Origin of the sequence: Eubacterium sp. 1001713B170207_170306_E7, assembly GCF_015547515.1 — a bacterium.
GTDB lineage: Bacteria > Bacillota > Clostridia > Eubacteriales > Eubacteriaceae > Eubacterium.
In genome coordinates this window covers 518126-533323 of sequence record NZ_JADMVE010000003.1, presented here as the reverse complement: position 1 = coordinate 533323, position 15198 = coordinate 518126, and the positions used below count along the sequence as shown (strand labels likewise).

Annotated in this window: 13 protein-coding genes; 3 read left to right on the top strand and 10 right to left on the bottom strand. The window is 35.9% G+C overall.

The annotated features are described in order from the left end of the window. Positions 1–1428, top strand: a 1428-nt coding sequence (locus I2B62_RS10520) for a glycoside hydrolase domain-containing protein (protein ID WP_195268910.1), incomplete at its 5' end; no start/stop codon positions are given. A gap of 156 nt (positions 1429–1584) precedes the next feature. Here I2B62_RS10520 and I2B62_RS10515 read toward each other — a convergent pair. Continuing rightward, complete coding sequence (locus tag I2B62_RS10515; protein ID WP_195268909.1) at positions 1585–2175, bottom strand: hypothetical protein; 591 nt, start codon at positions 2173–2175, stop codon at positions 1585–1587. Positions 2176–2588: 413 nt separating this feature from the next. Here I2B62_RS10515 and I2B62_RS10510 point away from each other — a divergent pair, with 413 nt between their 5' ends. Next, on the top strand, positions 2589–3875 hold the full coding sequence (locus I2B62_RS10510; RefSeq protein WP_195268908.1) for an IS110 family transposase: 1287 nt from the start codon (positions 2589–2591) through the stop codon (positions 3873–3875). Positions 3876–4296: 421 nt separating this feature from the next. On the opposite strand, the gene I2B62_RS10505 is transcribed toward I2B62_RS10510, so the two are convergent. The 8 genes from I2B62_RS10505 to I2B62_RS10470 form a co-directional block, all read right to left on the bottom strand. After that, the gene (locus tag I2B62_RS10505; RefSeq protein ID WP_195268907.1) at positions 4297–4881 is read right to left on the bottom strand and encodes a hypothetical protein; all 585 of its coding nucleotides are present in this window, start codon (positions 4879–4881) and stop codon (positions 4297–4299) included. Positions 4882–5071: 190 nt separating this feature from the next. Continuing rightward, positions 5072–5677 (bottom strand): hypothetical protein, encoded by a 606-nt coding sequence (locus I2B62_RS10500; RefSeq protein ID WP_195268906.1) that lies wholly within the window; start codon positions 5675–5677, stop codon positions 5072–5074. Positions 5678–6033: 356 nt separating this feature from the next. Beyond that, positions 6034–6381 (bottom strand): helix-turn-helix transcriptional regulator, encoded by a 348-nt coding sequence (locus tag I2B62_RS10495; RefSeq protein ID WP_195268905.1) that lies wholly within the window; start codon positions 6379–6381, stop codon positions 6034–6036. A gap of 107 nt (positions 6382–6488) precedes the next feature. Beyond that, entirely contained in the window at positions 6489–8558 is a 2070-nt protein-coding gene (locus I2B62_RS10490) for a penicillin-binding transpeptidase domain-containing protein (protein WP_195268904.1), read from the bottom strand. A 118-nt stretch (positions 8559–8676) separates the two neighbouring features. Then, positions 8677–9390: a LytTR family DNA-binding domain-containing protein gene (locus I2B62_RS10485; RefSeq protein WP_195268903.1), complete on the bottom strand. Its 714-nt coding sequence runs from the start codon at positions 9388–9390 to the stop codon at positions 8677–8679. Between the two features lie 81 nt (positions 9391–9471). Further along, positions 9472–9948, bottom strand: coding sequence for a helix-turn-helix domain-containing protein (locus I2B62_RS10480; protein ID WP_195268943.1), 477 nt, complete (start codon positions 9946–9948; stop codon positions 9472–9474). A gap of 588 nt (positions 9949–10536) precedes the next feature. Next, positions 10537–11046: a hypothetical protein gene (locus I2B62_RS10475; RefSeq protein ID WP_195268902.1), complete on the bottom strand. Its 510-nt coding sequence runs from the start codon at positions 11044–11046 to the stop codon at positions 10537–10539. A gap of 534 nt (positions 11047–11580) precedes the next feature. Beyond that, positions 11581–11730, bottom strand: coding sequence for a hypothetical protein (locus I2B62_RS10470; RefSeq protein ID WP_195268901.1), 150 nt, complete (start codon positions 11728–11730; stop codon positions 11581–11583). Positions 11731–11984: 254 nt separating this feature from the next. Between I2B62_RS10470 and I2B62_RS10465 the strand changes: the two genes are divergently transcribed. After that, a complete protein-coding gene (locus tag I2B62_RS10465) occupies positions 11985–12665 on the top strand; it encodes a hypothetical protein (RefSeq protein ID WP_195268900.1) in 681 nt (226 codons plus the stop codon). A 59-nt stretch (positions 12666–12724) separates the two neighbouring features. Here the strand turns inward: I2B62_RS10465 and I2B62_RS10460 are convergent, their stop codons facing one another. Continuing rightward, complete coding sequence (locus I2B62_RS10460; RefSeq protein WP_195268899.1) at positions 12725–14623, bottom strand: glycoside hydrolase domain-containing protein; 1899 nt, start codon at positions 14621–14623, stop codon at positions 12725–12727. Positions 14624–15198 lie beyond the last annotated feature (575 nt).

The following is a 15198-nucleotide window of genomic DNA, read 5'->3' as shown; positions in this document are numbered from 1 at the left end:
TCTTTTAATGGTATTTTTGATACCAGTGTTGAAAATGCTGTGATCAATTTCCAGAGCCTCATGGCACTGGAGGCCGACGGCTGGGTTGGATTGTCAACCTGGGCGGCTCTGCTGATCAGCAAGGGAAATATAGATCGCAGCTGCAATGCCTGTGATTGTACTGATAGAATCACTTTGGAACGTGCACTTAATTTAAAGGCAAATGGGATTAACTACGTGGGTCGTTATCTGACAGGCTATTGGTCTGTTTCCAGAACTGAACTTAATAATATGAGAATTGCAGGATTAAATTATATCCCTATCTTTGAACGTTCAGGAAAAGACATATTGAACTGTGATTATGATGTAACTGAAGCGGGATATTTTAACTATGCTCAAGGCCGGGCAGATGCTGCTTACGCGGTACAAGCTGCCGAAAATTTAGGTTTGCCGAATGGAACAGTAATCTATTTTGCAGTTGATTTTGATGTATATGATTTTGAGGTCAATAGTAATGTAGTGCCATATTTTAGAGGTGTAAAAGCGAGTATTGGAAGCTATAAAGTTGGTATTTATGGACCTAGATATGCATGCACTGCTATTTCAAATGCAGGTTATGCAGAAAAGAGCTATGTGGCAGATATGTCAACAGGCTTCTCAGGAAACATTGGCCAGCGAATCCCGGAAAACTGGGCTTTCGATCAATACTATGAAACTTCAATCGGCAGTGACTACAGCGCAATGGATATCGACAAAGTTACGGCATCAGGCAGAGACGCGGGTGTTTCAAATTATGATTCAAGTGATCTTGTGCGAAAACTGGCTGAAAGCATGTTAGTATCCTTTAATTTGAGACCGATCGGCTGGGAATGGAATAACACCTATACGATTTTTACCACTTATTTCAATGTTCTTTATAAGATGGGGATTGAAGGTAACTTTAATCCAATTGTAAATTTAGCAGATATACCCGATGCACAGAAATCAGTCATTGAAATCGAGAATGGTGTTTTTGACAAATTAGAACTTGATCACGCTCAAGAAATTTACAAAGGTTTTACTTCGGATACAAAGCTCGCGTTTGGTAATGATGGATTTTTATCCGCTTCGGTCGAACTTGCTAATACAATTGGAAAAGGTTCGGTCACAGTCTCTTTTGATGTACAGGGTGGCTTACCGTCATTTGGTATCCTGGTTGAACAGATCGTTCATAAAAGTCCAACGGATACTGAAACAGTATATTTTGAGATTAAAATGACGGCCAATCCCGCAGCAGGCGCAATGCCTGAAATGGCGACAATGAATGAGTACGGATATGCTGTTTTAGTTACTGTCGGATTACTTCTACTCGTTTCTCTTATTGGACCAGGTTTAATTGCCGGTATACCAACTTTTCTTCCATCTTTTGAAGAATTTTTAACCAAAGTTTGGGCTTTACCTGCTATGTAACAAACAAGGGCTGTCACTTTAATGATGAACCGATCCCCGTTAAATAGACAATTAAAAAAATAAAAATTTCTGCCAGTGGGTTTAACTCACTGGCAGTTTTACGCTGCCAGCAAATACATTTCGTGTTTTTCTATAGTAGAATTTTCTCACTGTTTCCTATTTAGTTATAGAATTCAACCTATTAAGCATAATTTTTGAGTTGATAAATTTTTTAAAATCGTCTGGTGATCCTTGAATAAAGCCTCTTCTATGAATTACAAAAAAAGAATATCCAAAATAAACAATCCATAACTTCCCTTCGTCCTCATTACGCAGACTTGTAATATCAGAATATTGATACTTTTTGTTTTTTATCTCGATAATTTCTTCAGAATCATTAAAGAGAACGGATTCATTAATAATATAGTCCTCATAAAAAAGGATTCTACCTCTTGGGGTAAATCCAGATTCTTTCCATTTTTTCCTTTTTGAAGCTGCTATTTTTTTGGCTAATACAAAGTTAATATATTTGGAAAAAAGGAGATACACTAAACCTATCCCCCCGAAAACCAGGCAGAAATAAAAGAGCACAGAGTAGAATGACAGAGTAAACGGATCTATTTGTTTAAATAATAAGTAATCAAGTAATAAAAATATTATAAAAAGAGTAATTTTTTTGCCTCTGTTCGGGAATTTTAAATATTTCATACTGATCTCGTTTGCTTCTTCTTCAGTAAATCTCTGTTCGTTTATATATAATAATTCCATAGTAAATCTCCTCGTATAATAAGTGTATAACCAATAGAAATGATGGTTATGCACTTATCCCTTCTATAGATTTATAGATGATCTGAGACACCTGGGATAATCCCTTTCCATCTCATCTATATTGGTTATTCATTACAGGGTTATCCTGTGGTATGATATCAGCAGAGTCTGATGTCTAGAGGCACTGCTTCGTCTCCTTTCAGCCCGAACTCCGGTGTCTGCTTGAGAAAGCGTTCAGCCTGATTCATATGTCATATGCCGCTTACGCAGATGTTTCATCCCCCGGCGAAGCACCAGCAAAAGAGCTGCTGGGGTGCATGCTCATTACGCGAGGTTTCGGTCAGCATATGAATCCCAGGATAAGCCTTTGTCATTAGGCTCCAGGAATCTATGGTCGGAAAGGTGGTGAGATCATGTTAAAGATTAACCCATTATCTACGCTTTACGTTGGTATTGACGTCAGTTCTAAGTCCAATGTCGTTTGCACTATGGACTTTTACAGAAATAAATATGTTGAGTCTTCCTTTGCTAACAATCAGCCTGGGACTGATGAGTTGGTACAAAAGATTCTTGGGTGTTTAAAGGAACACCCTGACCTTCATACGGTTGTTGCTGCATTGGAATCGACTTCCGTTTACAGCATCCATGTGGCAAACTCCCTCTCATCCTGTGAGGCACTTCTTAAATTCAAAACGTATGTCTTTGTTTTGAACCCCAAGACCACGGCGAATTACAAAAAGTCCTTTATCGGTCTTGGTAAAACGGATCCCATCGATGCGTTCGTTATTGCTGATTATGCAAGAGCCGGATGCATTGAGACTGAGCCCTGGAGAGGCTGTCAGTTCTTAGCGTTAAAACGTCTTACACGGCATCGTCTGCACCTTGTTGAGTGCATCACTCGAGAGAAAGCCTATCTTGTCTCTAACCTGTACCTGAAGTTCAGTGAGCTTCAGATGCTTGATAAGGATGAGCAGCCTTTCTGCGATGTATATGGTGCAACCTCTTCCAGTGTACTTACTGAATATCTTTCCCCGGAGGAGATCGTAAGCGCCTCGGAAGAGCAACTTCTCTCCTTCCTTGCTGAAAAGAGCCGTAACCGCATCAAAGATGTAAGCAAGACTGCCGTTCTTCTTAAAAAAGCTGCAAGGGACTCCTATCGCTTGGATAAGGCTTTATATGAGCCCCTCAATGTTTCGATTGCCAGCTCATTTAACTGCATCGAAACCTTCAAGAATGAAATCAAAGCCATTGATGTCGCTATCGAACGCGAAATCAAAGGATTAAATCCAAATGCCTTTATTATCCTTCAATCCATCGACGGAATCGGTCCTGTCTTTGCTGGCGGGATCATCGCTGAGATAGGCGATATATCTGCCTTCCATTCATCGGATGCTCTTGCTAAATACGCAGGCCTTTACTGGAAACACAACGATTCCGGTGATTTTACTTCTGAGGATAATCCTATGAGCAAAGACGGAAACCGGTATCTCAGATACTACCTCGGAGAAGCTGCCAACAGTATGAGGACACACAATGCTGAATACGGAGCGTACTATCGAAAAAAGTACATCGAAGTTCCGAAACATCAGCATAAAAGAGCACTCGCGCTGACTTCACGTAAATTCGTTCGTTTGGTTTATGGATTGCTGGCCAAAAACCAACTGTACTCCGGCGTATCGCTGGATATTTCAATCGAATAACCCTTTTTAAAGCGCATTTTTCAATGGGTCTATTTAATATGCGCCCTTTTTATACTAAACGCTTCAATATCCTTCTGAATTTCCTCTTGACATATCACCAGATTGCTTTTCAGTAAATTATTTTTACAAAATATATTATAAAACTAAACAAGCATAAACTTTCTTTAATTAATACTTTTTTACTATAATATAAGAAATTCAGATTGTCAAAAAAATCGGCTTTAAAAGTTCGGCTTTTTTGATACACAAAAAAAAGGAAGAATTCATGTGTTTAAAAAAAGTAACTTGAAATGGAATGGCGTGGAAGTAATCAATACCGATATTTGAAGTAGAAGCGGCCAGCTATCTTCGACCCGATATGGTTTTGGTGAATATCACACATATCGAAATCAACACCAATCTCAAAACGAAATCCAATGCTTCACTCTTCGAAAGCAATGGCTTTTTCAGACAAAAATTCCCGAAACACATCAATATCAACACCGCTTTTCTCAATATCCTGATATTTTAATAAAAAGAATCCCTCAAGTTTTGTCTTTTTATTTTTATATAAAATAAATTTTAAATAGAAACAATGTCGTATTTCTTTAAAGTTAAAACCTTCATATCCCGTTTTATCTAATCCATTATATCTTATATATCCACCATAAAAGTCAATATAATCAAAGGGTTCATCAATGAGACCTTTTTTGCGTCCAACTTTGGATTTAAATTCTATCAGATAGTAATCGCCGCATGGAACCAGCAAGGCAAGAAACAGACAATATAACACGAAACCAAGCATAATTAGGTTCAGCCATTGAATACTATTGGTAAAAACAAGAATCGGAAATAATATAAAGAATATAGGGGTAACGATGAAGATATATTTTATGCCCATTTTTAATTTCCGTTTCTCTTTGGCAGTTCGATAAGCCATATCTCCCCAAAACATGGCTTCTGAAAAGTGTTTTCTTTCCCTTTTATTTGTTGATAAAACGATTCTATATAATAACTTATCGTCCATCTAAGCTTATCTCCTCTCAAAATACGGTAGTAGTTTCTATCACTATTTTGGCTATTGTAAGTTTAACCGATGTAATCGACATAGTTATATTGACAGCACCTGATCTGTAATTTGTAGAAACGTCATTATCTTTTTCATATTCCTTGGAGGCCTGTTCGTAAAATAAATTATCAATAAAAAAGCCAATGTTTCACTCATCAGAAGTATTGGCTTTCTCATATAAAAAGTCACGAAAGCTATCAATATCCACACCGCTTTTCTCAATATCCTGATATTTCAATAAAAAGAATCCCTCAAGTTTTGCTTTTTTATTTTCATTTAAAACAAAAACTAAATAAAAACTGTTGTTGGTTTCCTTAAATTTAAGGCCTTTAAACCCTACCTTTTCTTTGTTTAATCTAGTATAGCTTAAACCATTATAGCTCATATGGTCATCATAAAAGTCAATATAATCAAAAGATTCACGTAGAACTCCCTTTTTGCGTGAAAATTTAGATTTATATTCATCAATATAATAATCACCACACGGAATAACTAAAGTAAAAATCAAACCGCATGACATGATAATGAGTCCAATTATCATCCACCATTGAAAACTTCCTAAAATAACAATAATGATGAACAATACGAAATATATTGGACTGAAAACAGAAAAATATTTCATTATTCTTCTTAATTTATCTTTTTGTTTACCCGTTCGATAGGAAAAGCCGCTCCAAAACATCGATTTTGAAAAATTTTTTCTTTCTTTTTTATCCGTTGATAAAACGATTCTATATAATAATTTATTTTCCAACTAAATTTACTCCCTCAGAAAATCCGGGTTTATTTTTAAATTATACATCTTAATCTATGTTTTAAATAGTGTTTTCTGAACAAACCACAGCACCTCAAAGTTCCCACTCTCAAGAAAAGTTTAGTCAAGAACATAACAAGACTTTTAGAGAATATTTTAAACCGCAACCACATTATAGAATTGAACACACTATTTGCTAAAAAGAATAAACTTATTTTAATTGCCATAAAAGCTACAAAAAATTTAACTTAAACAAAATATTCTAACTAAATTGAAAAAATAGTTTTCCAATCTAGATTAAATAGTGAATTCTCAAGCTTCAACACATCAATTGACCTGAAAATATGAATAAATTATTAATTAACATTTTCATAGCTATTTTCACTTAACATTTGTTCAGCAATAACACTAATTCTTCCAACGAATATAGATTGCTCTCTGATATCTGTAAAAGAATCCAAAATGGCAAGAGTATCTTCTTTATTTTTTCTTATCATCGGGTCTTTCTCTGTCAAAATATCGGTACCGTAATACAAGTATTCCATTGTTACATTAAAATAAGCTGCTACTTTAGCTACCTTTTCAATTGAAGGTGAGTGATCCTTCATTCGTCCGATTGTTCCTTTTGCAAACTTCAGCTGCATTTCTAACTTACGAGCTGATAATCTGTTTTGCTGAAGCAAAGCCAATATTCTTTGATACATGATTTTCCTCACATTTTTTATATTATCAAACTATAATCAATTATATTTTGTTTGATGGACAAAATCAAGTATTCAAACACGCTTTGGTTAAAGGTCGGTTGTCTCGATTACGAAATGAGCGATTGGAATACCTCCTTTATCTTGGGCACGATATAATGGCTGCCGCCACGATCCTTCACATCTTCAACCATACTGACCACCATCAGCTGCTGACTGCTGGCCGGGTCTGCAATAAAGGCATTGAACCATCCCAGTTCTGTACCAGTGACGTCATCCTGGGATGCCTTGATTTCGGCTGTGCCTGTTTTTCCAGCGATGCTCACCCCCTCTATCCTGGCCTCGTGTCCGGTGCCTGCCGGATTTTCCACTACCTGGATCAGGTCGTTGCGGATGATGTCGCTGATATCTTTTGAGATAACTTGCTCCTTCCAATACTCTGGCTGTATATTTTCTTTGTATTCAATAGAGGGCTTTATCATACTGCCATCATTTGTAAAAGACGAATAAATGGACGCCATATGCAGCGGATTGACTAAAATCTGTCCCTGTCCAAAGCCACTGGCCGCCAGCTGGGCTTCATTGTCAAAACCGCCGTTTTCTGATATCTGGGACGTGGACATATCCAAATCAAAGGGAATGGTCTCGCCGAAGCCTAATTTTTTCAGCGTATCGGCAAAACGATCCCCGCCGATTTTTAAAGCGGCTTTGGCAAAATAAATATTATCTGAATGAACCAGCGCATTTTCCAGATTCGAAGGCCCGCTATATTCTTCCAGTGTCGTGATGTTAAAATCCCCCCAACTGCTGTCCTGCTGCCAGACTAATCCGCTTGGCCCAAAGTCCTCATCTGCGGTAAAAGCCCCGGTTTCAAGACCTGCGGCGGCTGTTATTGGTTTGAAAGATGATCCCGGCACATAAGTGGACTCAAAGCGGCTGATCAACGGATTGGCAGGATCAGTATTCAGCCCATTCCACTGCTCGTCGCTGAGTCCTAAAATAAAGGCATTGGCATCGTAGGTTGGTGTACTCACAAGAGCCAGTACCTCCCCTGTTTTGGGGTTCATCGCAACCGAACAACTTTTATCTGCGGCAAATTGGTCGTACAAGGTGTTTTGAAGGTTAACATCAATCGTTGTTTTGACATCTTTTCCTCGCATAGGCTCTTTACTTTTTATGACTTCCTCTGCTATCACATTCGATTCAGGATAGATTTGATTTACTGTAATTGTGACACCATCCTCTCCGCGCAAGCGTTCATCATAAAGCCTTTCCAGCCCACTTTTGCCAATCATGCTGTTTTCTGTATAGCCTTCATCCTTTTTTTCTGCCAATTCCTCCGCACTGATTCCCTGAATATAACCTGTCAGGTGGGACGTTTTTTCGCCATAAGGATAAAAACGTACACTTTCATCATTAATCATTACCCCTGATATCTCCAAAAGTTCCGTTTCGAGGACGGTATTGCCGCCCGCAATGGTTTTAACAGGAACAAAAGTATCATCCGTAACCCACTCTGCCGATAAGGCCGTTTGAATTTCATCGATCGAAATGCTCAAAAGTCCTGCCAGTTTCGCAAAATCTGCTTCTCTCGTTTCAGCGTTCACCTTTCCAGGCACCAGCCCAATCGAAGAAGCCACACCAGTGGTCGCTAAAAGATTCCCATTTCTATCTTCTATATTGCCTCTCTCCGCTGGCTCCTCCGTGACGCTAATTGTTCCGTCTTTCTGTAATTCTGGTAAAATAACAGAGGGCTCCCAAACAATTTGGTACGGCTTAAAAATACCATTCTTTTGGAATCTCACAACACCCCACTCGGTGATTGGTCCGGCAAGTGTATCCATTGTAAAGCCATAATCAATAATCTGATAATTTGATTTTACCTTTTGAATACTGCGAATCTCCTTAACAGCCATGTTTTGACCGTTAATCCCTTCATAAATATTTTTGTTTTTTTCGATAAATTTGGCCTTATGCTCTTCATTTTTTTCTTTGTCACTCGTCAAGGCATACATTCGTTCATAATCACGTTGGTTTACAGCTTCAATATATTTGTTTAAAACCTTCTCAGGACTGTTCATTGTATTGAAAATGCTATAGCTCGTTATTATCGCAATTACGATTACTATAGGTATGACTATTATTAAAATTTTTCTGTTTTTTATTAACTTTTTGTTCATTTTTGTTCATCCTCTGTTTAAACTATTTTATTAGCCACTTATCTTTACACAGCTTTCACAACCCGCACAAACGCAATGTTTTTTGTAATGAATATATCTATTGTGTCAAAACCCTATCCTAAAAAATTCTTTTTTTAACGTATTCATAATACTTTTTTAAAATATCTGAACGTTGCCGATTACTGATCATTGCCGTTCCACCTCCTACTAAATAAAACGTACAATCTTTATAGCGAATCACTTTTGACATATTAATAAGGTAGCTTTTATGAGATCTTAAAAAACCATATGGCTCAAAAATCTTTTCTAACTTAGAAATTTGATCAAATACTGTATATTCTCCTGTTTTAGTATAATAGGTCACTTGCCTTCTGAAAGATTCGATATAATAGATATCATCTAAATGAAAAAAATAATGATTTCCGTCACAGTATACTTCATGTATAAAATGATTCTTCTTATATTTTTCAATTGCCGCATTCAGACAATTTATTAAAATCTCGCTATTTAAGGGCTTTACTAAATAATTAAATATTTCATAATGAAGCGTATCGAATACATACTCTTTGTGACAAGAGATATAAATAACAATGCAGTCTTCACCCATTGCTCTTAATAACTTGACCGTCTCTAAGCCATCCATTGTTGGCATTTCAATATCAATAAATAAGATATCAATTTTAGATGAATTCTTTTTTGACCATTCGATTAAATCTTTTCCATTATTAAAATAAAAAGTATCTATATCAGAATAGTGATCTTCTATACTCTTAATGTATGGAATTAAAAATCCAGGAACAGATTTATCATCGTCACATATAATGATATTCATTGTTATTCCTCCAAATTTTAGATGATCAAATTTATTTTACATTACTCTAATACATTTTTCAAAAGCTGTATTAAGACGTTTTTAAAGCTTTTTTCTGCTATGAAAATCAATAAATACTATATTGTTACTATTTTTATTTTCCTTTTTTCCTGTTTCGATCAATTTACCAATAATCTGCCATTTTGTTAATTGATTTTCAATCATATTGTAATAATTAATCAGTTCATATTCATCTTTAGAAAGATATAATTGTGGTTTCAACTGTCTTCCCAATATTTCTTTTTCAATTATATTAAGTATTTTTTTTATATCACTTATATTATTCCTTCTATCGGAATATTCTAAATTTAGATACTGTTGATACAACTCTGAATCTGCATCTTCTTTATAATTTTTTTTACTGCTATTTAAAAATAATATTTCATCTAAAGATATATTTAAACATTTAGAAATATACTTGATTTGATTCAATGTAATTTCATAATACTCACCAGTTTCAATTCTCTTTAAAATATTTTCACTAATTTTTAATATTTTTGAAAAATCAGAAAATGTAATTTTGAGACTACTTCTTTTTTTTGCAGATTTTGTCCAACATTTATTCGTATTTCCTTTGAAATTTTCATGATACTACTCCTTTTGGTTTTATATTAATATAATTACAATCATGATTAGCTTTAGATAAACTCTTATATTCCTTATTTTTAGCCACATTCTCATTTACTCAGAATTAATATCATTATAGAACAATTTTCACATATTGGAACATCTCTCGATAAACAGGAATAATTCCTTTGTTCAAAAAATAAACATTGACACATAGGAAGCACAAATAGGAGAGGAAAAAGCAGATCGAAATGATCTGCCAAAATGAATTAATTCTGGTAGTCGCTTAGTGTAAAAACTGAAAAGAGTCTTTAACTTTTCTTTAATCTATAAACATAATGTATAAAATATTCCATTTGTCCCAAAATTTGACAAATGGTAAACTGATAATCACAACGACTATCTATTAAAAATGAAATGTAAAAAAGGTGCTAAACAATCGCTTAGCACCTAAAAAATCCAGTTAATCTGTTTTAATATCTCACTTTAATTCATCTATGTTTTTCTGTGGATCGTTATTTTATAATTGAATATATACGCTTACCAACTATAAGATCTCAATACTAAGTATATATCTTTTGATGAATCATTATAATATTGGAAATAATACCATTTATTTTGATCAATACCAATATTATCACACACTTTTCTATTAACGTCATTAGTTAAATAATAACCATATGCTCTTTCAATTCCACTCCCATAGCTTGCTTCCATAAAACTTATTCGACGTGAAGTCTCATCTGTTGAACCATCGGCATATCGTGCTTGAACTTCAAATCCCATTCTACTTCCATCATAATCATGTCGACCACCTATCCAAGTACCATATCCAAATGTGATACTTTCTGGACCAATATAGATTCTAGATTGTTTCGGATTTGGAATTGTCAATGTTTCTCCAGCCTCTACTAAAAATTCTTCTTGTATATAGTTTGGCTGTTCATTATTATTTTCTCGAATTCCACTTTCCCGGGCGAAACATAATGAAGGTGTTGCCAAAAACAAGATTAAAAATATAGAAACACAGATTCTTTTAATATTTTTCATTTTTTCCTCCTTAAATTATATATATTAAATTATAAAAGCTTTGTATTCAATGGAACCTCCCCCTCTTTTGATTATAAATAGTATATCATTTTTATAAGCAAAATCAATACATCGTTTACAAACGCAAGCTTTACTTACACAAACAATATTCATAACTTCCATAATGTATTTTCAGAGTGAATCTTTACATCGAGCATTGAATAATAATTTTATTTTTTTGAATCATCAAGACCTGTTCTCCCTCTCTTCATTTCAATCTATGTATTTCTGTCTCGGTTTCCAGATTTAAGAGGGAGAATAAAAAATATCTCCCCCTTAAATCTGCAAACTTTTGTTAAACAAAAAAGCTATGCAGGTTAGTATTAACCATACACAGCTTAAATTACATAGAGAAAGCTCCCCTCAAAAAGGGTTCACTTCTATAATTTATTCAATGCTTTACACATCCGAAAAATACCGCTTCTTCCTCTTGTTAAAATTAAGATTATAGCGTATAAATAAAAAGACCGTTTTCACGATCTTGTATTAACTGCTCTAGTTGACCTTCTTTTTAAATTTTTCAAGAATTTCTTCAACCGTCAAGCCTTGGATTTCTTCCCGCGTTTGCTGAATGACCCCATTGACAAAGCCATCCGCGTAAAACACATCTAGATTATAGCCTTTATATTCATGCGCATTGATCATATCCTTTTATCCTTCCAGTATCGAGTGCCTTTAGTATAAGCTAAAGAGATGCCTGTGTCAAAACTCATACACATTTTTTAAGAATATAAAACAACATTTTTTTAATTTCTTCTTTATTTTAAATACTGTTAAGCGTAATGTTTAAATCTATAACAAATACAATCAATGATTAAGGTAAGTTACCTCTCAAACGATATATAATACAAATAGAGAATGAAAAAGTGAAAAATATCAAATAGAATGGAGAATTAGCTGTGAAGCAAGTAAAAATCAGAAAACCAATGGTGAAGTTTTTCATCTTTTCATTTTTGTTCATTACTATCATTTTCGCGGTTATTTTTGTTTATGCCATTTATCGCTATTACCACAATGTCCTGAATCGTCAGGATGAAATTTCCAGTGATTATTCACAACATATGGCAGAGCAGGCGAATCGTAGAAAAAAACAGATAACAAGCGCACCGGATCGCTATATTCAGGATTTTAATCAGTATTATCAGGTTGACCTGTCGGATGAATCGGATTTTAAACATGATCGGCTGGGTGAGGGTTCTAATAGTTATACATTCAAATTTCCAGATGAATTTGTGAAGAGTGAGCTTGAGAAAAGTAGCTATAATGATGTGTATCTTTCGACTACTTATAACGATGAGAGTCTTAAAGAGAATCTTAAGAAAGATTATCCCATTTATTTTCGAGTATACGTCGATTATCATCAAAATATGCCGGATGGCAATAACCAAGCGGCCATGGAAGAAATCATTCTGTATTTATTAAAACCCGTTTATCCGGAGATGACGCTTGAAAAAGTGCAGGCGATTATTGAGAATAAGGATGACGATAATGAAGGCTCTGAAATTTATCGAGGTGGTTTTAGAAGAAATGAAGGCCGTGGTTTTGGGTTTGATTTCTATTTGCGCTATCCATTAAGCTAAACGCCTTAAGCGGCATGAAAAAGGACGAGATGACCGAAACCATCTCGTCTTTCGTGTTATTAAACATATAATTTTGAAGTTAAATAAGTGGTGAAGGAACCGTCGACCAGTCCATACCCGTCCACTTTGGATGTATAATTCAAGTGCATTGTATTAGCGTAAGCTATTGGAATCGTGTAAGAGTTTGTCTGTCCATTTCCAATATCTAAACTATAAAGGGATTCTGACGAACTAGTATCTATCAAATTCACAACTCCGTGAGGCATTCCATGAGTAATATCTCCAGAATAACTAATGGTTAAATATATTTCATTGGACAGCACTCGGAAATCGCGTCCATTTGAAACGCCTGAGATATCCTCCAGGTACATATTTTGTCGATTGTCGCGGATGGTCTGAACACAGTAGGATACTAAAGGTGTATCTGATATCTGATCGCCGCTAATCGGCTGCGTATACCCGCTGAATGCGACTTTATCCATTCCCCATTCGCCGCTGTCGTCATCGACTGTGTATTCGCTAAACTGGTCAAAAGTCCACTCTGATGGGATTTTATAACCCATGTTGCCACTATACCCTGTGGACATATCGCTGACAAAAGCTGTATCGGCATATCCGATATTGATCACACGCTCACAGACATTGCGTGTACCATAGACACCGATTTTAAAGGCACTATTAAGCCTTGTTTTATCCTCCATGGTATTTTTTAATTTTTGAAAATATGGCTGAATAACGTTCTCAATGGTGGTATCCTGAGCGTCAAAGTCGACGGCGAAATAGATGACAATTCCTTGATGGCTCTTGATACCATAGTTCATTGCTGCCGCTACAGCCGATTCTGCGTCATAGGCTGCATTGGTAGTATTGAAGTATTCACTATCACTGCCCGATTCCTGAAAGATTGGAAATAGCTTTTTTCCGGCCGCAATGATGCGCTGTGCCTCTCCTTTTCTTAATTCCTTAAAATCACCGCCCGTCAGGTATCGCCCAACAATGCTGTACCCATTGGCATTTAAATGCTGCATTCGATAATCTGTGATTTCAAAACGGGTATCACAAGCATCACAGGCTCGATCAGTATTTCCTTTGCTTAGCAGCAGGGACATCCATGTATTGACATCAACAGTTCCCGTTTGTGGGAGTGCCAAATCGCTTTGAAAAGTTGTAACCTGAGACGCCATCTCGGAATCCCACGAAGTGGATGTATAATTGATGGTATAATCATTGCAACATAGCGCATAACGTGCAAGCAACAGCGCCTCTGAGTTACCACTTCCTGGAACAAGGATATTTACAAGTTTTGCCTTTGTGCCATCCCCAAAATTACCAGTCGCGTCTTCAACGCTGTAGCCTTCAATAGCCTGCAAAACCTTGATCATCGATTCATTCATTTGTCTTCCGTACAATCCATCGCAGGGAGATAAACCAATGTAGCTTTCATACTTTGAATTTAAAATCCGCTGAATTTTTGTGATTGTCTCTGATCCACCGTAGTCGACAAGTGTTACAAACTGATCCATTGATAACAATGCTTTCATGACGTTCAGAGTGACCTTTGAATTGGATGCGGACACACCAGCATCTGTTTTCAATGACTTTATCCCTGATCCGGTTCCAGAATAAAAATGCTTGGTGATTTCACTTGATCCGGTACTATAGCCTTTACACCAGAGACCACCTTGGATAATACCGTAAACATTTGATTCGCTTTTATCCGAATCTGCCTGCTCTGAAATTCCATTCGGATATTGCTGATTAAACCGTGCGATTGTTCCATCTCCAAAGTTATCAGCCGTTTCCTGAATCCCTAATTCAATCTGCAAAGCTCGGATCAAGCCGTTAATTGTGCCCCATCCTGTTTCTCCATCTTCCGCAACCTCGGGAAATCGATCCGTTCCATATTGCGCGTAGTTTGCATTTAACCATTTTTGTGTCTTTTCAACCATTGTATCCATAATAACGTTCTCCTTATATTATTTTTGAACTGGATTATGCGCAATCACCAGCTCACGATTCCGGTCGATGCACCATTTCCCCTGACCGATTCATCAATCACTAAGTCTTTTTGACCAGTCTGTAAAAGGATAAATGCAGTGCTTTTGTTTCTTTGACTGCATTCTCACGACCATTCCTTAAACGAGGATTTCAATTCTCCTTTAAGTTGTGACGATTATACTTTTTCAATTTGACGTTTGTGTGATGTCTAAGTGTCTACTCTGTGAAACGATTTGTTTTATTACTGTTAAGGCCGTATTTCTATGCGCTTTCATACGATTTTAAAAAAATTCAACTTTAAGATTTTATTTAAGAATAAATATGGTTTCAAAATTCCAACTTTAAGATTGCGCCAATTTAATTTCAGGTTCGAATACTGAATATTCAGCCTATTCCATTTATTTTCCTCCATTTTGAAATAATCCCAGATACAAAAAAGAATAGAATATAGAATAGCAACAAATCTTGCCCGCTTCTCTGCATTTATGCAAATCCAGGTCAATTATTTGTTGCTATTTTTTCTTTTGTATCCGCA

Excerpts from the sequence above, each read along its gene's own strand:
- I2B62_RS10475 (WP_195268902.1), bottom strand. The coding sequence starts at position 11,046 with ATGAAAAATATTAAAAGAATCTGTGTTTCTATATTTTTAATCTTGTTT.
- I2B62_RS10485 (WP_195268903.1), bottom strand. The coding sequence starts at position 9,390 with ATGAATATCATTATATGTGACGATGATAAATCTGTTCCTGGATTTTTA.
- I2B62_RS10510 (WP_195268908.1), top strand. The coding sequence starts at position 2,589 with ATGTTAAAGATTAACCCATTATCTACGCTTTACGTTGGTATTGACGTC.
- I2B62_RS10495 (WP_195268905.1), bottom strand. The coding sequence starts at position 6,381 with ATGTATCAAAGAATATTGGCTTTGCTTCAGCAAAACAGATTATCAGCT.
- I2B62_RS10490 (WP_195268904.1), bottom strand. The coding sequence starts at position 8,558 with ATGAACAAAAAGTTAATAAAAAACAGAAAAATTTTAATAATAGTCATA.
- I2B62_RS10515 (WP_195268909.1), bottom strand. The coding sequence starts at position 2,175 with ATGGAATTATTATATATAAACGAACAGAGATTTACTGAAGAAGAAGCA.
- I2B62_RS10505 (WP_195268907.1), bottom strand. The coding sequence starts at position 4,881 with ATGGACGATAAGTTATTATATAGAATCGTTTTATCAACAAATAAAAGG.
- I2B62_RS10470 (WP_195268901.1), bottom strand. The coding sequence starts at position 11,730 with ATGATCAATGCGCATGAATATAAAGGCTATAATCTAGATGTGTTTTAC.
- I2B62_RS10460 (WP_195268899.1), bottom strand. The coding sequence starts at position 14,623 with ATGGATACAATGGTTGAAAAGACACAAAAATGGTTAAATGCAAACTAC.